The sequence below is a fragment of the Isoptericola chiayiensis genome, assembly GCF_013149805.1.
Taxonomy (GTDB): domain Bacteria; phylum Actinomycetota; class Actinomycetes; order Actinomycetales; family Cellulomonadaceae; genus Isoptericola; species Isoptericola chiayiensis.
The window spans coordinates 610,647-628,434 of record NZ_JABEZT010000001.1 but is presented as its reverse complement, the minus strand read 5'-3'; the positions used below and the strand labels follow the sequence as shown (position 1 = coordinate 628,434).

Genomic DNA, 17,788 nt, shown 5'->3' with positions numbered 1-17,788 from the left:
GAGCCCGCGTCCGGGCGAGCGCCCGACGCGCGGCTCCGCGGTGTCGAATGTGTTCCAGGTCTCAGTCTGCCTCACGCACGGGCATCGTGCCTGGAAGCGACGTCTCAGGGTGACGACCCGGTGAACGAGCGGGGGCCCGTGGAGGTTCCCCCGGCGGGCCCGGAGCCGCCGTCGGAGGCGCTCGGTACGCTGCCTGCATGTCCGAGTCGCCGGTGCAGCCTACCCCGACCGGCGAGTCCCGCCTCGCGCTGGTGCGCCGCGCGCGCCGTGTCGACCGGGTGCTCGCCGAGACCTATCCCGACGCGCGCGCCGAGCTCGACTTCGGCAACCCCCTCGAGCTGCTGGTCGCCACCGTCCTGTCGGCGCAGACCACGGACGTGCGGGTGAACGCCACGACGCCGACGCTGTTCGCTCGGTATCCCGACGCGGCCGCGCTGGCCGGTGCCGATCCGGCCGAGATGGAGGAGATCCTGCGCCCGCTGGGCTTCTACCGCGCCAAGACGCGGTCGGTGATCGGGCTGGCGCAGGCGCTGGTGGAGCGTCACGACGGGGAGGTGCCGCCGCGCCTCGCCGACCTGGTGCAGCTGCCGGGCGTGGGCCGCAAGACGGCGAACGTGGTGCTGGGCAACGCGTTCGGCGTCCCGGGGATCACGGTCGACACGCACTTCGGCCGCCTGTCGCGCCGGCTGGGGTTCACCGACCAGGAGGACCCGGTGAAGGTGGAGCACGCCGTCGGCGAGCTGTTCGAGCGCAAGGACTGGGTCATGCTCAGCCACCACCTGGTGTGGCACGGGCGTCGCGTGTGCCACGCCCGGCGTCCGGCGTGCGGGGCCTGCCCCGTGGCCCGCTGGTGCCCGTCGAACGGGCTCGGCGAGACCGACCCGGTCGCCGCGGCGAAGCTGCTCAGGCCCGGGCCACGCGGCTGAGCCACTCCAGCAGCACCGCGTCGACGGCGTCGGGGGCCTCCTCGGCGAGGTAGTGACCGGCGTCCTCGACGACCTCGAACCGGAAGTCGCGGGCCAGGGCCGCGCCGTCGACGTCGGCCGTGGCCCGGCGCAGGAACCCGTCACGGCCGCCGTGGACCTGCAGCACGGGTACGTCGACGCGGCGACGCAGGGCGGCGAGGTAGCGGCGTCCGTCGGGTCGCAGGGAGGACCGCGTGAGCCAGCGCAGCGCCTCGACGCTGCTGCGGGCCACGAACGGGATGCGCATCCCCTGGTGGTACCGGTCGACGACGTCGTCCGGCAGGGGCCGTGCCGCCCCGGTCCGCAGCACGGCGTCGACGGCGTCGCCGTCGACGAGCCGGCGTTCGGGCAGGCCCGGTACCTGGGTGAGCGCGAGGTAGCGCCGTGCGGCGGGGGTGAGCAGACGCCGGCCGGGGACGTGCAGCCGCAGCGGGTGGGGTGCCGACAGCGCGGCGACGCCGGCGGTGACGCCGGGCTGCATCGCCGCCATCGCCCAGGCCAGCACCCCGCCGGTGCCCGCGCCGACCACGATCGCGCGGTCGTGGCCGAGGGAGCGCACGACGCCGGCGACGTCGCGGGTGCGGGTGGGGACGTCGTAGCCGGACGGCGGCTTGTCGGAGGCGCCGACCCCGCGCACGTCCATCGCGGCGACCCGCAGGCCGGCGTCGGACAGGGTGGCGAGCTGGCGCCGCCACGCCCACCAGGTCTGCGGGAACCCGTGCAGCAGCAGGACGAGCGGCTGCGTGTCGCCGTGGGTCCGGACGGGCCCCGCGGTGGCGACGTGGAAGCGGGAACCGTTGGCGGGGACGTACTCGTGCTGCCACGGCCCGTCGGCGAGGGCGCAGGTGTAGTCGGTGGCGTCGGACATGGCGGTCACGCGCCGCAACCTACCGGCTCACGTGCCGGAGGACACCTGCGACCCGGCGTCGGCGCTGCCGGTGTCGCCGTCGGTGTCCTCGACGCGCGGCTCCTTGGGCGGGTCGAACCGGTAGCCGACGTTGCGCACGGTGCCGATGAGCTGCTCGTGCTCGGGGCCGAGCTTGGCGCGCAGCCGCCGCACGTGCACGTCGACGGTGCGGGTGCCGCCGTAGTAGTCGTAGCCCCAGACCTCCTGCAGGAGCTGGGCGCGGGTGAACACCCGGCCCGGGTGCTGCACGAGGTACTTCAGCAGCTCGAACTCCTTGTAGGTGAGGTCGATCGGCCGGCCGCGCAGCCGTGCCGTGTAGCCGCCGGCGTCGATGGCGAGCTCGCCGGCCGAGATCTCCTGCGGGGAGTCCTCGGCGGGGCCGTGGGCCGACCGTTCGACGACGAGCCGCAGGCGCGCCTCGACCTCGGCGGGGGAGGCGTTCTCCAGCAGCAGGTCGTCGGCGCCCCACTCGTGGTTGACGACCGTCAGCCCGCCCTCGGTGAGCACCAGGACCAGGGGCACCGTCAGGCCCGTGGCATGCAGCAACCGGCACGTCGTGCGCGCGGCGACCAGGTCGCGGCGCGCGTCGAGCAGGACCACGTCCGAGTCCGGTGCGTCCACCAGGGCCGACGGCTCCATGGGCAGCACCCGGACCTTGTGGCTCAGCAGGCCGAGCGCGGGCAGCACCTCGACCGAGCCGCCGTTGGCCGGGGTCAGGATCAACAGTTCCGCCACGCGCCCTCCTCCCGTTGCCGGTGAGGGTAAAGGTACCGTGTCGTGCCGCCCGGGTTCACCATGTCTTGGCATGGGAGACTCGTCGGCGTGACCGTGACCTCCCGTGCCGTGACGACCGCCGTGCTCGCCACCGTGGTGGCCGGGGCGGCGTACCTGGGGCCGCTGTGGACCACGGGGGCCGCCGCGGCGCTGGTGCTCCTCGTCGCCGTGGGCTGGGCCCCGCTGCTGCGGCTGCCCGCCGACGGCGCCACCACCGTCGTGGTGCTGCTGGCCGGCCTCGGCGGCGTCGGGGTCGCCTGGTTCACGCAGGGGGAGCCGGTGCTGCGCAACCTTCCGGTGGTGATCGCGTTCTCCCTGGTCCTGGCGTTCGTGGCGCAGATGCTGCGGCGGGGCGGCCGGCCACGGCTCGTGGAGTCCGTCAGCGGGACGACGGCCGGGATCGTGGCCGCGGTCGCGGCGGCCGGGTGGGTCGCCGCCGGGCGGTCCGACGCCGGTGCGGACCTGGTCGTGACCAGCGCGGTCGGGCTCGCCGTGGCCTCGGCGGTGTCGGCGCTGCCCGTCGCGGGAGGCTGGACGGGCTCGCTGCTCGCCGTCGTGCTGGGTGGGGCGGCAGGCGCCGGTGCGGCGTCCGCGGTGCCGGAGGTCGAGCCGGTCCAGGGGCTGGTCGTGGGGCTGGTCGCCGGGCTGGTCGCGGCGGCCCTGCGGTTCCTGTTCGACCGGCAGCCGTCCCTGGCGTCGCGCCGCGCGGCGCTCGCCGCGGTCGCCGTGCCGGTGACCGTCACGGGGATCCTCGTGTTCGTCGTCGGGCGCGTCCTGGTCTGACGAGCGGCCGCCCGCCGTCGTCGGTGCGGGGTCATTCGACCCGGATCGCCTCGCCGGCGAGCTCGATGCGCACCTTCTTGGCCACGAGGACGCCGCCGGCCTCCAGCGCGACGTTCCACAGCAGGCCGAAGTCCTCGCGCTCGATCTCGGCCTCGGCGCTGAACCCGAAGATGTGGCGTCCGTAGGGGTCGGTGCCGGCGCCGCCGAACTCGGCGTCGAGGGCGACGGGCCGGGTGATGCCGCGGATCGTCAGGTTCCCGTGCAGCACGAACCGGCTGGTGGTCGCGAGGGCTGCCGGGCCGAGGCCGGAGGTGCGGTCCGGGGCGCGGCCCTTGAGCGCGGCCCACGAGAAGATCGGGTCGGGCCGCGGCTGCCACTCGATGCCGGTGGACCGGAACTCGAGCGTGGGGTGGTTCTCCACGTCGAGGAAGTCGGGGCTGCGGAGGTGCGTGTCGCGGTCGGCGTGGTGCGTCGTGATCGAGTCCGCGCCGATGCTGGCGGAGACGCTGGAGGCCAGCGGGTCCTCGGCGACGTGGATGGTGGCCGACCCCGTCGCGAACTCGCCGCGGACCGGGCTGACCATCATGTGCATGGCCAGGAACCCGATGCGCTGGTGGGCCTCGTCGAGCTGGTAGGTCCCGGCGGCGGGGATCACCAGGTCGTTCCAGGTCCGGGTGGGGGCGTCGGTCATCGAGTCCTCCAGGGGCGCCGTCGTGGCGGCGGTTCGGTCGGGACGTGCCGGCGCCTGCGGGCGACGGGTCACGCCGGTCGGGAACATCCATGCAAATCGATATGTTCCCACCCGCGGACGACGAGAGGACAGGTATGACGATGCAGTGGACGGCGCTGGTCGCCCTCCTGGTGGTGACGGTGGCCCTGGCCGTCGGGTGGCGCGCCACCCAGGGCAGGGCACGCACCACGCCGCAGGTCGCGGACGCGGGGCACGACGGCGGAGCGGACTGGGCCGACGTCCTGGCGTCGGCCGGGACGACCCTCGGGGAGCGTGCGACGTTCCTGCAGCTCTCCGCCGAGGTGTGCTCCTCCTGCCGCTCCACCGCACGCACGCTCGGCGACCTCGCGGCCGCGACCCCCGGCGTCGTGCACGTCGAGATCGACGTGGACGACCGGCCCGACCTCGTGCGCGCCACCCGTATGCTGCGCACGCCGACCGTGCTCGTGCTCGACCCCGACGGCGCCGAGGCGGCCCGCGCGTCCGGCGCCATGACCCCGGCCCAGGCCCGCACGGCGCTCACCGCCGTCGAGGGCGCCCGTACCGCAGGGAGGACATCGTGACCGAGAACCGCACCACCACGGCACCGGCGGGCATCGACCCGCGCGGGCCCCGCGTCGCCGCCGGCGTCACGGCGGTGCTGCTCGCCGTCGTCGTGCTCCTGGGCGCCTCGCAGGCCGCGCTGGTGCTGCTCACCGTGGTCGCCGTGAGCTTCCTGCCCGGAGCGGTCCGCGGGCCGCAGGCGACCTGGCAGGCCTGGCTGTTCCGGGTGCTGGTGCGGCCCCGGCTCGACGCGCCGGACCACCTCGAGGACCCGCGTCCGCCGCGGTTCGCCCAGCTCGTCGGTCTCGTCGTCACCGCGGTCGGCGTGGTGGCCGGGTTCGCGGGCGCGCTCGCCGTCGTGCCGTGGGCCGCGGCCGTCGCGTTCGTCGCCGCGGCGCTCAACGCCGCCGTCGGGCTCTGCCTGGGCTGCGAGCTCTACCTGCTCGGACGCCGCCTGCGCCCGTCGGCCTGAGCTGGCGTCAGTAGACCAACGCCTGCACCCCGGGCCGCAGCGTCTCCTCGACGAACGCCGGGGCGCCCGCGATCCGGACCCCCGGCAGCACGTCGTCGGGGCCGATGCCGCGCCGCGCGGCGCACTGCGTGCACACCGTGACCGTCCCGGCCGCGAGCACCGCCTCGAGCAGGTCCGCGGCCGGGGCGGCGTGCTCCAGGTCGAGCTCGGCGGCCCGGCCCGGCACGCCGAACCAGGCGCTCTCGCCGGTCAGCCACAGGGAGACCTGCGCGCCCGCGGCCACCGCCGCCGCGGCCACCGTCAGGGCCTGGTTCGCCGCCTCCGGACGATCGGTCCCGGACGTGGTCTTGATCACGAGCGGACGCGGAGCTGTGGTCTCGGTCATAGGCCCGACCCTAACCGCGCGCCCATGGGTACCATCGAGGCATGTCGATCCACGCGCTCGAGATCTTCTTCACCAGCCTCCTGGTGGCCGCCGTCGTGACCATCACCTGGTTCGCGGGCTACGTCGTCTACAAGCTGTTCCAGGGTCAGCGCTGATGCCCTTCGTCTTCCCCGAGGGCCTCGCGCCCGAGGTGTACCCGCTCGCCTGGCTGGTCGGCCGGTGGACGGGCGCCGGTGTCATCAAGTACGAGGGCATCGACGAGACCCCGTTCCGCCAGGAGCTCGTCTTCGACCACGACGGCGGGCCCTACCTGCGCTTCGAGTCGACGCTGCGCGTCCGCTCCGTGGCCGCGGGCGACGGCGAGGCCGACGACTCCGCCTTCGACACCGTGTGGTCCACCGAGACCGGCTACTGGCGCGTCGCCCCGGAGCGTCCCGAGGACCTCGCCGAGAGCCAGCACCCCCTCGAGGTGCTCGTCACGGACGCGTCGGGCCGGGTCTCCCTGTTCCTCGGCATGGTGGGCGACGGTCGCGTGGACCTGGCCACCGACTTCGTGGCCCGCACCTCCACCGCCGCCGAGGTCACCGCCGCCAAGCGCCTGTACGGCAACGTCGAGGGACGGCTGCTGTGGGTCGAGGAGCTCGCCGCCTTCGGGCACCCCCTGGGCTCCTACGCCTCCGGCGAGCTCGACCGGGCCGACGCCGACTCATGACGTACCGCAGCCCCCTCCTGGACCGCACCGGCGCCGTCGCCGCCACCGGACCGGACGGCGGCGTCGCCTGGCACTACGGCGACCCGGTGGCCGAGCAGCGCGCGCTCGCCCGCGGCGGTGCCGTCGTCGACCAGTCCCACCTGGGCGTGGTCCGGCTGACCGGCCCGGACCGTCTGTCGTGGCTGCACTCCATCACCTCCCAGGACGTCGAGCACCTGGCTCCGCGCGCCTCGACCGAGCTGTTCGTCCTGTCGCCGCAGGGCCGGCTCGAGCACGCCCTCGCCACGGTCGACGACGGGACCTCGACCTGGTTCGTCACCGAGCCCGACCACGTGGAGCCGCTGGTCGCCTGGCTCGAGCGCATGAAGTTCATGATGCGCGTCGAGATCGAGGACGTCACCGCGCAGTACGCGGCGCTCGGTGAACCCGTCGACGCCGAGGGCACCGAGACCGAACCGGTCACGTGGCGCGACGCCTGGCCGCACGTCGTCGGCGGCGGCACCCGCTACGGCCCGCCCGCCGAGGAGCACCCGGGCGCCGACCGCCCCTGGCGCCTCGTCCTCGTGCCGCGGGAGACGCTGGCCGACGCCGTCGCCGAGCGGGAGGCCGCCGGCTGGCGGCTCGCCGGGACGTGGGCCTCCGAGGCGCTGCGCGTCGAGGCATGGCGTCCCCGCCTGGCCCGCGAGGTCGACGACCGCACCGTCCCGCACGAGCTCGACTGGCTGCGCACCGCCGTGCACCTGCACAAGGGCTGCTACCGCGGCCAGGAGACCATCGCCCGGGTGCACAACCTCGGCCGGCCCCCGCGACGCCTCGTGATGCTGCACCTCGACGGCTCCCAGCACGTGGTGCCCGACGCCGGCGCGGAGGTCCGTCGCGACGGCCCGGACGGCAAGGTGGTCGGCACCGTCACCACGGTGGCCCGGCACCACGAGCTCGGACCGATCGCGCTCGCCGTCGTCAAGCGGAACGTGCCCACGGACGCCGAGCTCGCCGTCGTCGGCCAGATCGGCGCCGGCCCGGGCGACACGGCGGCGCAGCAGATCGCCGTCGCCGCCGCCCAGGAGGTCGTGGTGCCCGGCGACGGCGTCTCCGCCGACCGGCCCGCCGGACGGGGCGAGACGATGCGGGGCCTGACCCCACGCGGTGGCGACGGGGCGCAGAGCCTGCTGTGATCGACCGGTGAGGACGCCGGACCCCCGTGAGGCCGGGGCCGCCGCCGGGGCGGCGGTCGGCACGCTCCTGCGGCGTATCCGGAGGCGGCAGGGGCTCTCCCGCCTCCGTACCGGGTTCTGGCCCATCGTCCAGGCCTCTCTCGCGGCCGGCGCCGCCTACCTGCTCGCCCAGGTGCTGCTCGGGCACACCCAGCCGTTCTTCGCCGCGGTCGCCGCCTGGGTGTGCCTGGGGTTCTCGTTCGACCGCGAGCTGCGGCGGGTCGCGGAAGTCGCGATCGGCGTCGCCGTCGGGGTGGGCATCGGTGAGCTGATCGTCGAGCTCATCGGCACCGGGTGGTGGCAGCTCACCGTCGTCCTGCTGCTGTCCGCGCTGCTCGCCCGGTTCATCGACCGCGGGCCGCTGCTGGTCACCCAGGCCGGCGTCCAGGCGATCGTGGTGGTCGGGCTGCCGGCCGCCGTCGCGCACGACGGCGCGTTCGGCCGGTGGACCGACGCCGCGATCGGCGGGCTCGTGGCGCTCGCCGTCACGCTGCTGCTGCCCAGCGACCCGCTGCGCCGGCTGCGCTCCCTGGCGCTCGAGGCCACGACGGAGCTCGCCGAGACGCTCGAGTCGATCGCCCGCGGGCTGCGGGCCGGGGACGTCGACGAGCTCGGGTCGGCACTGGTGCGCGGCCGGGCCTCGGAGACCGTGCTCGCCGACTGGCGGGACACGGCGCGCAAGGCCGAGGAGATCGCCCGCGTCGGGGTCAACCGCGGGCAGCGCAAGGACATCCACGCCCTCGTCGAGCAGGCCGTGCTCGTGGACCGGGCCATGCGCAGCGTGCGGCTCCTGGCCCGGCGCGCCCCGACCGTCGTCGGACCGGACGGCACCTGGCCGGACGTCGCCGCGCTCACCGATGAGGTGGCACGGTTCGCCGGCGGGGTGCGGCTGCTGGCGTCCGCCGTCGGCGGGGGCGGGTCGTTCGACGAGGCGCGGTCCCTGCTGGGGGAGGTCGCCGCCGCTGCCGACCCGCACGTGCTCGGCGGCGGGGACCTGCGGGTCGCGTCGCTCGCCGTGCTGATGCGGGCCCCGCTGGTGGACACCCTCGAGGCGGCCGGCGCGGAGCCGCGTGCCGCCCGCGAGTCGCTCCCCGAGCTCTGACCCCGACCCTTCTTCCCGGCGCCCGCCCGAACTGCCGACATCGGCAGATCCGCACCTGATCGGCAGTGCGTACTGCCGACGTCGAGCCGAACTGCCGACGTCGGCAATTCGGGCAGCGGGTGGGGGCGGGGCGCGCCGCGCGGGGCGCTCAGGGGGCGGCGGGGGTGTCGTGCGCGGTGTTGTGCAGCAGCCGGTCGATCTCGGCGGCGATGTCGTCGACCTGCGGCTCGGCACCGGGCCACTCGCGCACGATCGACTGCAGGCGACGGCGCTCGCTCTCGCGCAGGATCTCCGCGGCGACGTCGGTCTGGTCCGTCGCGACGACGGTCTCGCCCTCGAGCCGCACCAGCCCGCGCGCCGCCAGACCTTCCGCGACGTGGCGCACGGTCTCCGGCGTCGCCCCGCTGCGCTCCGCCATGACCGCGATCTCCCGGTGCCGCTTGAGCGAGACCCGCGTGACCATCCACGCCTCCTCGGGCGCGAGGTCGGCGTCGGCCGCGGTGGACTCGTACACGAGCAGGGGGTCCAGGGCGCCGATACGCCGCCAGAGGATCAGCCGCAGCTCCTCGAGCGAGGTGCGGCTCGACGGCAGGGCGAACGTCTCGCCCGCGGCCTGACCGGCGGCGGCGACGGGCTCGGCGTCCCGCGTCGCCGTGCGCAGCTCGACCTGCGGCAGCAGCCAGGACAGGGCGAACGCGATCAGCGCGACCGGCACCGCCCACAGGAACACCGTCTGCAGCGTGTCGGCGTAGCCGTCGAGGAACCAGCCCTGGACCTCGGGCGAGCACTGCGCCAGGCCCTCCACGGACGCCTCGAGGGCGTCGGGCGCGCACGGGCCCGTCGCGTCCGCCGGCGGGGACGCCGTGAGGTTGGCGGCGAGCCGGTTGGCGAAGATCGTGCCGAACGCGGCCACGCCGACCGCCGACCCGATGGTGCGGAAGTAGGTGGCGCCCGACGTCGCGGTGCCCAGGTCGCGGTAGGCGACGGCGTTCTGCACGGCGATGACCAGCACCTGCGTGACCATGCCGAGGCCCGTGCCGAGCACGAACATGCTCAGGCCGGCCTGCAGGGTCGAGGTGTCGCGGTCCATCAGGGACAGCAGGAAGAGCCCGCCGGACGTCACCAGCGTCCCGATCACGGGGAAGACCTTGTACCGGCCCGTGCGGGTGATGAGCTGTCCCGACCCGATCGACGTGATCAGCATCCCGAGCATCATCGGCGTCATCTCGAGGCCGGACGTCGTCGGCGAGGAGCCCTTGACGGTCTGCAGGTACAGGGGCAGGTAGGTGATGGCGCCGAACATCGCGAACCCGACGACGAACCCGACGACCGCCGCGACGGAGAACACCTTGTTGCGGAACAGGTGCAGCGGCAGCACCGGCTCGGGCACCCGCCGCTCCACGAGCAGAAAGGCCACGACGGCGACGACGGCGAGCGTGACCAAGCCGTACACCTGCACCGAGTCCCAGCCCCACGTGGTGCCGCCCAGGCTGGTCACCAGGACGATCGCAGTGGAGATGACCGCCAGCAGCACGATCCCCGCGTAGTCGATGCGCGGCGAGGTCCCGGGCCGGACCGAGGGCAGCACCGTCGCCATGACGACCAGCGCGACGACGCCGATCGGCACGTTGATGTAGAACACCCACTGCCAGGACAGGTTGTCCACGAACCAGCCGCCCAGCAGCGGGCCCGCCACGGAGGACACGCCGAAGACCGCGCCGAAGATGCCCTGGTACCTGCCGCGCTCGCGCGGGGACACGACGTCGCCGACGATCGCCTGGCTGAGCACCATCAGCCCGCCGCCGCCGATGCCCTGGAAGGCCCGCCAGGCGATGAGCTCGCCCATGGTGCCCGACGTGCCGCACAGCATCGATCCGACGAGGAAGATCAGGATGCACACGATGAACAGGAGCTTGCGTCCGAGCAGGTCGCCGAGCTTGCCCCACAGCACGGTCGTGGCGGTCGTGGCGAGCATGTAGGCGGTGACGACCCAGGACAGGTGCTCGGCCCCGCCGAGGTCGCTGACGATGGTCGGCAGCGCGGTGGCGACGATGGTCTGGTCGAGGGCCGCGAGCAGCATCCCGAGCATGAGCCCGGCGAAGATCGCCCAGATCTTGCGCTGCGGCAGGGCCTGCGGGTCGGTGGTCTGCGGTGTCACGCGCGTCCTCCCTGGTCGCCGGCCTCGGTGGCAGCCTGCCACGGTCGGGAGCGGTCTGCGCGTCCAGGGCGCGGGTGATCGTGCCGGTCAGGTCGCCGCGGGTCTACCTCCGGGGGGTCGGGTGCGGTAGCGTCGTCGCTCATGGACGTCCCCGTCAGTACGCTGCGCGCCGAGCTGAAGTCGTGGATCGAGCGGGCCCGCGCGGGCGAGGAGGTCGTCATCACCGACCGGGGCGTACCCGTGGCGCGGCTGACCGGGGTGCAGAGCGCCGACCTGCTCACGGACCTGGTCCGCCAGGGCCTGATCACGCCGGCGCAGGTGTCCCGCCCGGAGCACGTGGCGCCGACGACGGCGGAGGTCGCCGGGGCGGGCAACGGCGCGGCGCGCACGGGGTCGGGCCTGTCGAACCTCGTCCGCCGCATCCGCCGCTGAGCGCCGGGACCTCACGATGGCTCTCGTCTACTTCGACGCCAGCGCCCTGGTCAAGCTCTGCGTCCCCGAGGCGGGCACGGACCTGGCCGGCGCGCTGTGGAACCGGGCCGACGTCGTCGTCACGTCGTGCCTGTCCGACGTCGAGCTGCGAGCCACCCTGGCCGCGGGGGAGCGGGCCGGCGTGCTCGACCCCGCCGGGCACCGCCGCGCCGTCGAGCGATGGTCGCGGTTCTGGCCCGCCCTGCACCGCGTCGAGGTGACCGAGTCGCTCGCCCAGCAGGCGGCCGGCCTCGCCGCCGGGACGCACCCGCTGCGCGGCGCCGACGCGGTGCACCTGGCCGGTGCGCTCGCCGTCGCGCAGGAGGACACGATCCTCGCCGCCTGGGACGAGCGGGTCGCCGCCGCCGGCCGGTCCCACGGGCTGCGCGTGCTGCCGTAACCTGGGTTTCGTGTTCGGGACTCTTCAGGAGATCGTCTTCATCGTCCTGGCGGTGATCGTGTTCGCCGTCCAGGCCTACGCCCTGGTCGACGCGCTGCGACGCCCCGCCGCCGGGTTCACCGCCGAGGGCAAGCTGTCCAAGCCGATCTGGCTGGTGATCCTCGGCGTCGCCACGGCGCTCGGGTTCCTCGGGCTGCCGCCGATGATGCTGACGTCGTACAGCTTCCTGAACCTCATCGCCGTCGTCGCCGCCATCGTGTACCTGGTCGACGTGCGCCCCCGGCTGCTGTCCTACGGCACCGGGCGCGGACGGTCCCGGGGCCCGAGCGGATGGTGAGCGCGCCGGTCGTCGCGGGGGCCGTCCCGCTCGCGGAGGTGGTCCGCGGGGACCTGGTGGAGTCGGTGCACCTGGGTCACCTCGTCGTGCTCGACCCCGCCGGTGACGTCCTCCTCGCCGCGGGGGACCCGGACGTCGAGATCTGGCCGCGGTCGTCCCTCAAGCCGGCCCAGGCCGTCGCGATGCTGCGCGCGGGTCTCGACGTGCCCGCGCGGCACGTGGCGCTCGCGGCCGCCAGCCACGACGGCACGCCCGAGCACGTGGCCCTCGCCCGGGAGATCCTGGCGGGTGCCGGGCTCGGGCCGGCCGACCTGGCGAACACGCCGGACCTGCCGCTGGACCCGCAGGCCGCCGCGGCCGTCCGCGCCGCGGGGCGCGGCCCGGACCGTCTGACCCAGAACTGTTCGGGCAAGCACGCGGCCATGCTCGCCACCTGCGTGGCGGCCGGCTGGCCCACGGCCGGGTACCTGGAGCCGACGCATCCGCTGCAGGAGGCGGTGCGGGCCGCGGTGGTCGAGCTCGCCGGACCGGGTGCGGCCGGGCACGTCACCGTGGACGGCTGCGGCGCCCCGCTGTTCTCGACGACGCTGCGCGGCCTGGCCCGGGCGTTCGCGCGGACGGCCGGTGCGCCGGACGGCACGCCGGAGGCCCGCGTGGCGGGCGCGATGTCGGCCCACCCGGACCTGGTGGGCGGTCGGCGCCGGGACGCGACCCTGGCCATGCGGGCGGTCCCCGGCCTGGTGGCGAAGGACGGGGCGGACGGCGTCTACGCCGCCGGGCTGCCCGGTGGTGCCGCGCTCGCGTTCAAGGTGCTCGACGGCGCGTCCCGGCCGCGGCCCGCCGTGCTCGGCGCGGCGCTGCGGATCGCCGGGGCGCTGGACGTGCCGGGCGTGGACGGCGCCGCGCTGGAGGCGATGGCTGCGACGCCGGTCGAGGGCGGGGGCCGGCCGGTCGGCGTGGTCCGGGCCGCGTTCGTGCCGCGGGAGGCAGCATGCGCGCCGTGATCCAGCGGGCGCTCGGCGCGGGCGTCGCGGTCGACGGCGAGGTGGTCGGCGGCTTCGAGGGGCCCGGCGTCGTCGCGCTCGTCGGGGTGACGCACGACGACGGGCCGGACGACGCCGCCACGATCGCACGCAAGATCGCCGACCTGCGGATCCTGCGCGGGGAGCGGTCGGTGAGCGACGAGGGCGCGGCGGTGCTGGTGGTCAGCCAGTTCACGCTGTACGGCGACGCCCGCAAGGGGCGCCGTCCCACCTGGCAGGCGGCGGCACCGGGCCCGGTGGCCGAGCCGCTGGTCGACGCGGTGGTCGCCGACCTGCGGGGGCGCGGGCTGGACGTCTCGACCGGCGTGTTCGGCGCCGACATGGCCGTTCACCTGGTCAACGACGGTCCCGTGACTATTATGTTGGAGACCTGACAAACCCGGCCCGTCGACCTGCCCGGTCGTCCCAGGAGGTTGACGATGACCTCGGACCGGTCCGCCGACCCGCTCCCCCTGCTGGTCGAGACGACCGGCCTGCCCGTGGCCCCGCACGTCGCGCGGCGGCTCGCCCGGCAGGTCTCCGGCGACCCGGCAGCCCTCCTGCAGCTGGCGCCGCTGCTCGGCCCCGAACGTCTCGCGGGGCGCGCCCCGCTGCCCGACCCGCTGCCCGCGGTCCCTGCCCTGCGCGACGCCGTCGCGGTGCCCGCCTGCCCCGAGGCGCGCCGGCTGCTGCGGTGCGCGGTGCTCGCGGTCACGGCCCGCGCCGACGTGCTCCTGCCGGCCGCCGACGGAGACGTCGCTCTGCTGCGCGAGCCCGCCGTCGCCGCCGCCCTGCACGTGCACGAGGGGCGGTTCCGGCTGCGCGACGCGCGGGTGCGCGCCGTCGTGCACGCCGCGAGCGACCTGGACGAGCGCACCGCGGCCCACGCCGCGCTCGCCGCCGCCGCCCGCGCGGTCGGCGAGCCCGGCGTCGCCCTGTGGCACACGGCCCGCCGGGTCCTGACCGGGGACGAGCTGCTGGCCGACGGCCTGCTCGAGCTCGCCGAGGTGCTGCTCGGCCGCGGCGACGTCGAGGCGGCCCTCGGCGTCGCCCGGGAGGCCACCTCCCACGGGTCCGGGGAGCGGCGCGCCCGCGCCTTCCTCGCCGCCGGGCGTGCCGCGCTGTGGTGCGGTTACCCGGCGGAGGCCCGGGGATGGGCGCGCCGGGCGCGCGGGTGCGGCGTGGTGGCCGTCGAGCGGGGCGCCGAGGCCGTCGCGGCGGCCGTGGAGGCGCTCGACGGCGGTCCCGTCGCGGGCGGGTCGGGGCCCGGCGCCGTGCTCGCGCGCCTCGTCGAGCCGGCACTCACCGTCGCCGTGTCACCGCAGGACCGTGCGGCGCTGCGCGCCGTGGCGGACGCACTGGTCGGCGTCGAGGTCGACCTGGGTGCCGCCGACGCGCTGCTCGGGCGCGCCGTGGCGGCGGCCCGCCCCAGCCTGGAGCGACCGGGGCCGTGGACGGGTGTGCCGGGTGCCCTGTCGCCGCTCGCCGAGGCGCACCTGCGCGTCGCCCAGGCGCTGCTCCTGGCCTGCGCCGGCGAGACCACCGGGGCGACCGGCGTGCTGCAGGACGCCGTGGTGCGGCTGCCGGTGCCGACGGTCGCGCGCGGGCTGGGTGCGGCGGTGGCGCTGCAGCTCGACCACGAGCGTCGGGCCGGGCCGTCGGTGTCCACGCTCGCGCTGCAACGGGTGGCGTCCACGGCCCCGGAGGTCGCCGCCGCGGTGGCCGCCCTGGTCCGGATCACGATGGCGTCGGCCTCCGTGCCCGGTGAGGCGGGGGCACCCGCGCTGGCCGCGGACGCCGCACGCCAGACGGGTCGACGTGCCGCGGGCGGGGGCGCGCCGACGTGGTCCGGTGACCTCACGGCCCGCGAGGTCGAGGTGGCGACGCTCGTCGCCGACGGGCGCACCAACCGGGAGGTGGCCGAGGAGCTGTGCGTCTCGGTCCGCACCGTCGAGGTCCACCTGGGCCGGGTCTACCGCAAGCTCGGCGTGCGGTCGCGCGCCGAGCTGGTGGTGCGCGCCCTGCGCTCGCCCTCGCACTGATCGACGTACGGGGAAACCCGTACGGTGTGATCGGGCTCACCTCGCCCATCGTGTGGGAATCACTGATTCTCCAATGAGAAGGAATCCTTACTTTTAGGTGAACGGTCCTCGACGGACCGGCCGGACCCGCCGTCCGTCGACGACGCACTTCACCGGAGGAGACCTCATGCGATCACCCACACCGAGCCGACGCCGACCGGTCGCGGCCGCGACCGCCGTCGTGCTCGCCGCGAGCGGCCTCGTCGCCGTCGCTGCCGGCCAGACCGCCTCGGCCGCCGTCGAGTGCGCCGACCCCTGGGCCGCGAGCACCGTCTACACCGGCGGCGACATCGCCTCCTACGACGGGCAGAACTGGACCGCCGGCTGGTGGACCCAGGGCGAAGCACCCGGCTCCTCGGCCTGGGGCGCCTGGACCAGCGACGGGGCCTGCGGGACCTCGACGCCGGAGCCGACGGCCACGCCGGAGCCGACGGCCGAGCCGACCCAGGAGCCGACGGCCGAGCCCACCGGTGAGCCGAGCCCCGAGCCCACGACCGAGCCCACCGCGGACCAGGGCGAGCCGATCTCCACCAACCCCGACGACGTCTGCCGCCCGGACGGCATGAAGCCCACCGCCGGCGTCGACACGCCGTACTGCGACGTCTACGACGCCGACGGTCGCGAGATCCTGCCCAACGGGCTCGACCGGCGCGTCATCGGCTACTTCACGAGCTGGCGCACCGGCGCGAACGAGCAGCCCAGCTACTTCGCGAGCGACATCCCGTGGGACAAGATCTCGCACATCAACTACGCGTTCGCCCACGTCGGCCCGGACAACAAGGTGTCGGTCAACGAGGACGTCGCGGGCAACCCCGCCACCGACGCCACCTGGCCCGGCCAGGAGATGGACCCGTCGCTGCCGTACACGGGCCACTTCAACCAGCTCGCCAAGTACAAGGCCGAGAACCCCGGCGTCAAGGTGATCCCCGCCGTCGGCGGCTGGGCCGAGACGGGCGGCTACTTCGACGGCGAGGGCAACCGCGTCGCCTCGGGCGGCTTCTACACGATGACCGAGACGCAGGAGGGCATCGACACCTTCGCCGACTCGGTCGTGGAGTTCATCCGCGAGTACGGGTTCGACGGCATCGACATCGACTACGAGTACCCCACCTCGAACAACCAGGCCGGCAACCCCGACGACTTCGCGTTCTCGGAGGCGCGCCGCGGCGAGCTCTTCGCCGGGTACATCGACCTGATGAAGACGCTGCGCGAGAAGCTCGACGTCGCGGGCGCCCAGGACGGCGAGTACTACCTGCTCACCACCGCCTCGCCGTCGTCCGGCTGGCTGCTGCGCGGCATGGAGGCCCACCAGGTCGTCCAGTACCTCGATTACGTCAACCTGATGTCCTACGACCTGCACGGGGCGTGGAACGAGTACGTCGGCGGCAACTCGCCGCTGTTCGACGGCGGGGACGACCCCGAGCTCGCCGCCGGGGGCGTCTACACCGCCTACGACGGCGTCGGCTACCTCAACGGCGACTGGGCCGCCCACTACTTCCGCGGCGCCATGCAGTCCGGCCGGATCAACCTCGGCGTCGGTTTCTACTCACGCGGCTTCCAGGACGTCCAGGGCGGCACCTTCGGCGACGGCGGTCGGGCACCCGCCCCGGCCGGCTTCAGCTGCCCCGCGGGGACCAGCGGCAAGTGCGGGTACGGCGCCGACGGCATCGACAACCTGTGGCACGACACCGACCCGCAGGGTGCGGAGATCCCGGCCGGCGCCAACCCGATCTGGCACCTGCTCAACCTGGAGGACGGTGTCGTCGGCGACTACGCCGCCTCCTACGGCGTGCCCACCACCATCGAGGGCAGCTACGAGCGGCACTTCGACGAGGTGACCAAGAACGAGTGGTGGTGGAACGAGGCCACCAGGACCTACCTGTCCGGTGACACGGCCCAGGCCATCGGCGCCAAGGCCGACTACGTCGTCGACTCCGGGCTCGGCGGCATGATGATCTGGGAGTTCGCCGGCGACTACGGCTACGACGAGGCCGCCGGGCAGTACGGGATCGGCTCCACGATGGTCGACCTCATGCACTCCAAGCTCGCCGGTGCTGCGCCCTACGGGGCCACCAAGGCGAACGCCGACCGGCCGATGCCCGACCAGGCGCTCGACCTGAGCATCGACTACACGGAGTTCGCCCTCGGGGACAACAACTACCCGATCGCCCCGAAGGTCGTGTTCACCAACCACGGGGCCACCGACATCCCGGCGGGCGCGACCGTGTCGTTCCAGTACGGCACCAGCGACCTCGGCGAGATGAGCGACTGGTCCGGCTACGGCACCACGACCACCCGCCAGGGCCACACCGGGGACAACGTCGGCGGCCTGACCGGCGACTTCCACGACGCGGAGTTCACCGTGCCGACCGGGGGCATCCCGGCCGGCGGGTCCATCACGAACCACCTCAAGTGGACCCTGCCGATCGCGCAGTTCTCCAACGTGATCGTCACCGTCGACGGCGTCGACTACGCGACCACTTACGACCAGCCGCGCGGCGTGACCGTCGTCGACCTGCCCGCCGGCTCCGGCTCCGGCGGCGGTTCCGGCGGCGGCGGCGGCCCGGCGGACGGCACCGCGTGCGAGGCCCCGGCCTGGGTCGCGGGCACGGCCTACACCGGCAGGGCCGCCGTGACCCACGCCGGCCGCGCCTGGACCGCGAAGTGGTGGACCCAGGCCGAGCCCGCGGCGAGCGCCGACGCCTGGACCGACGAGGGGAGCTGCTGACCCG

At 74.9% G+C, this 17,788-nt stretch carries 19 protein-coding genes; 14 read left to right on the top strand and 5 right to left on the bottom strand.

Going from position 1 to position 17,788, the window contains the following annotated elements:
- The first annotated feature begins 197 nt into the window (after positions 1-197).
- A complete protein-coding gene (gene nth, locus HDG68_RS02690; protein WP_172148945.1) occupies positions 198-926 on the top strand; it encodes an endonuclease III in 729 nt (242 codons plus the stop codon).
- Here nth and HDG68_RS02685 read toward each other — a convergent pair.
- Positions 904-1,833: an alpha/beta fold hydrolase gene (locus HDG68_RS02685; protein ID WP_172149165.1), complete on the bottom strand. Its 930-nt coding sequence runs from the start codon at positions 1,831-1,833 to the stop codon at positions 904-906. The genes nth and HDG68_RS02685 overlap by 23 nt on opposite strands.
- A 27-nt stretch (positions 1,834-1,860) precedes the next feature.
- Positions 1,861-2,607 (bottom strand): winged helix-turn-helix domain-containing protein, encoded by a 747-nt coding sequence (locus HDG68_RS02680; RefSeq protein ID WP_172148944.1) that lies wholly within the window; start codon positions 2,605-2,607, stop codon positions 1,861-1,863.
- 87 nt (positions 2,608-2,694) lie between these two features.
- On the opposite strand from HDG68_RS02680, the gene HDG68_RS02675 reads away from it, so the two are divergent.
- Positions 2,695-3,429, top strand: a complete 735-nt coding sequence (locus tag HDG68_RS02675; RefSeq protein ID WP_172148943.1) for a hypothetical protein — start codon at positions 2,695-2,697, stop codon at positions 3,427-3,429.
- Positions 3,430-3,460: 31 nt separating this feature from the next.
- On the opposite strand, the gene HDG68_RS02670 is transcribed toward HDG68_RS02675, so the two are convergent.
- Positions 3,461-4,120: a YceI family protein gene (locus tag HDG68_RS02670; protein WP_172148942.1), complete on the bottom strand. Its 660-nt coding sequence runs from the start codon at positions 4,118-4,120 to the stop codon at positions 3,461-3,463.
- Between the two features lie 134 nt (positions 4,121-4,254).
- Here HDG68_RS02670 and HDG68_RS16890 point away from each other — a divergent pair, with 134 nt between their 5' ends.
- Together HDG68_RS16890 and HDG68_RS16885 are read left to right on the top strand one after the other, a co-directional pair.
- The gene (locus HDG68_RS16890) at positions 4,255-4,722 is read left to right on the top strand and encodes a thioredoxin family protein (protein WP_172148941.1); all 468 of its coding nucleotides are present in this window, start codon (positions 4,255-4,257) and stop codon (positions 4,720-4,722) included.
- Positions 4,716-5,174: a DUF4395 family protein gene (locus HDG68_RS16885; RefSeq protein WP_172149163.1), complete on the top strand. Its 459-nt coding sequence runs from the start codon at positions 4,716-4,718 to the stop codon at positions 5,172-5,174. Before HDG68_RS16890 ends, HDG68_RS16885 begins: the two co-directional genes overlap by 7 nt.
- 7 nt (positions 5,175-5,181) lie before the next feature.
- Here HDG68_RS16885 and HDG68_RS02655 read toward each other — a convergent pair whose 3' ends face one another.
- Positions 5,182-5,559 carry a DsrE family protein gene (locus tag HDG68_RS02655; protein ID WP_172148939.1) on the bottom strand — a complete coding sequence of 126 codons (378 nt, stop codon included), beginning with the start codon at positions 5,557-5,559 and terminating at the stop codon, positions 5,182-5,184.
- 154 nt (positions 5,560-5,713) lie between these two features.
- Between HDG68_RS02655 and HDG68_RS02650 the strand changes: the two genes are divergently transcribed.
- The 3 genes from HDG68_RS02650 to HDG68_RS02640 are packed head-to-tail and all read left to right on the top strand — an operon-like array spanning position 5,714 to position 8,587.
- On the top strand, positions 5,714-6,271 hold the full coding sequence (locus tag HDG68_RS02650) for a heme-binding beta-barrel domain-containing protein (RefSeq protein ID WP_172148937.1): 558 nt from the start codon (positions 5,714-5,716) through the stop codon (positions 6,269-6,271).
- Entirely contained in the window at positions 6,268-7,446 is a 1,179-nt protein-coding gene (gene ygfZ / locus HDG68_RS02645) for a CAF17-like 4Fe-4S cluster assembly/insertion protein YgfZ (RefSeq protein WP_172148935.1), read from the top strand. The genes HDG68_RS02650 and ygfZ overlap by 4 nt, the downstream gene beginning before the upstream one ends.
- Before the next feature lie 7 nt (positions 7,447-7,453).
- Positions 7,454-8,587, top strand: coding sequence for an FUSC family protein (locus HDG68_RS02640; RefSeq protein WP_172148933.1), 1,134 nt, complete (start codon positions 7,454-7,456; stop codon positions 8,585-8,587).
- 148 nt (positions 8,588-8,735) lie between these two features.
- Here the strand turns inward: HDG68_RS02640 and HDG68_RS02635 are convergent, their stop codons facing one another.
- Complete coding sequence (locus tag HDG68_RS02635) at positions 8,736-10,745, bottom strand: MDR family MFS transporter (RefSeq protein ID WP_343037394.1); 2,010 nt, start codon at positions 10,743-10,745, stop codon at positions 8,736-8,738.
- Positions 10,746-10,886: 141 nt separating this feature from the next.
- Here HDG68_RS02635 and HDG68_RS02630 point away from each other — a divergent pair, with 141 nt between their 5' ends.
- The 7 genes from HDG68_RS02630 to HDG68_RS02600 all read left to right on the top strand — a co-directional run bounded on the left by HDG68_RS02630 (position 10,887) and on the right by HDG68_RS02600 (position 17,784).
- Entirely contained in the window at positions 10,887-11,177 is a 291-nt protein-coding gene (locus HDG68_RS02630) for a type II toxin-antitoxin system Phd/YefM family antitoxin (RefSeq protein WP_172148931.1), read from the top strand.
- Between the two features lie 16 nt (positions 11,178-11,193).
- Positions 11,194-11,616, top strand: coding sequence for a type II toxin-antitoxin system VapC family toxin (locus HDG68_RS02625; protein ID WP_172148929.1), 423 nt, complete (start codon positions 11,194-11,196; stop codon positions 11,614-11,616).
- Between the two features lie 10 nt (positions 11,617-11,626).
- Positions 11,627-11,953, top strand: coding sequence for a DUF2516 family protein (locus HDG68_RS02620; RefSeq protein WP_172148927.1), 327 nt, complete (start codon positions 11,627-11,629; stop codon positions 11,951-11,953).
- Positions 11,947-12,957, top strand: coding sequence for an asparaginase (locus HDG68_RS02615; RefSeq protein ID WP_172148925.1), 1,011 nt, complete (start codon positions 11,947-11,949; stop codon positions 12,955-12,957). The genes HDG68_RS02620 and HDG68_RS02615 overlap by 7 nt, the downstream gene beginning before the upstream one ends.
- Positions 12,945-13,370: a D-aminoacyl-tRNA deacylase gene (gene dtd / locus HDG68_RS02610; protein WP_172148923.1), complete on the top strand. Its 426-nt coding sequence runs from the start codon at positions 12,945-12,947 to the stop codon at positions 13,368-13,370. Before HDG68_RS02615 ends, dtd begins: the two co-directional genes overlap by 13 nt.
- A gap of 45 nt (positions 13,371-13,415) precedes the next feature.
- Positions 13,416-15,017: a helix-turn-helix domain-containing protein gene (locus HDG68_RS16880; protein WP_172148921.1), complete on the top strand. Its 1,602-nt coding sequence runs from the start codon at positions 13,416-13,418 to the stop codon at positions 15,015-15,017.
- A gap of 166 nt (positions 15,018-15,183) precedes the next feature.
- Positions 15,184-17,784: a glycosyl hydrolase family 18 protein gene (locus HDG68_RS02600; protein ID WP_172148919.1), complete on the top strand. Its 2,601-nt coding sequence runs from the start codon at positions 15,184-15,186 to the stop codon at positions 17,782-17,784.
- Positions 17,785-17,788: the final 4 nt, after the last annotated feature.

Coding starts and splice junctions, on each gene's coding strand:
- HDG68_RS02630 (WP_172148931.1), top strand. CDS start 10,887: ATGGACGTCCCCGTCAGTACGCTGCGCGCCGAGCTGAAGTCGTGGATC.
- HDG68_RS16880 (WP_172148921.1), top strand. CDS start 13,416: ATGACCTCGGACCGGTCCGCCGACCCGCTCCCCCTGCTGGTCGAGACG.
- HDG68_RS02600 (WP_172148919.1), top strand. CDS start 15,184: ATGCGATCACCCACACCGAGCCGACGCCGACCGGTCGCGGCCGCGACC.
- ygfZ (WP_172148935.1), top strand. CDS start 6,268: ATGACGTACCGCAGCCCCCTCCTGGACCGCACCGGCGCCGTCGCCGCC.
- HDG68_RS02625 (WP_172148929.1), top strand. CDS start 11,194: ATGGCTCTCGTCTACTTCGACGCCAGCGCCCTGGTCAAGCTCTGCGTC.
- HDG68_RS02615 (WP_172148925.1), top strand. CDS start 11,947: ATGGTGAGCGCGCCGGTCGTCGCGGGGGCCGTCCCGCTCGCGGAGGTG.
- HDG68_RS16890 (WP_172148941.1), top strand. CDS start 4,255: ATGACGATGCAGTGGACGGCGCTGGTCGCCCTCCTGGTGGTGACGGTG.
- HDG68_RS02670 (WP_172148942.1), bottom strand. CDS start 4,120: ATGACCGACGCCCCCACCCGGACCTGGAACGACCTGGTGATCCCCGCC.
- HDG68_RS02685 (WP_172149165.1), bottom strand. CDS start 1,833: ATGTCCGACGCCACCGACTACACCTGCGCCCTCGCCGACGGGCCGTGG.
- dtd (WP_172148923.1), top strand. CDS start 12,945: ATGCGCGCCGTGATCCAGCGGGCGCTCGGCGCGGGCGTCGCGGTCGAC.
- nth (WP_172148945.1), top strand. CDS start 198: ATGTCCGAGTCGCCGGTGCAGCCTACCCCGACCGGCGAGTCCCGCCTC.
- HDG68_RS02650 (WP_172148937.1), top strand. CDS start 5,714: ATGCCCTTCGTCTTCCCCGAGGGCCTCGCGCCCGAGGTGTACCCGCTC.
- HDG68_RS02655 (WP_172148939.1), bottom strand. CDS start 5,559: ATGACCGAGACCACAGCTCCGCGTCCGCTCGTGATCAAGACCACGTCC.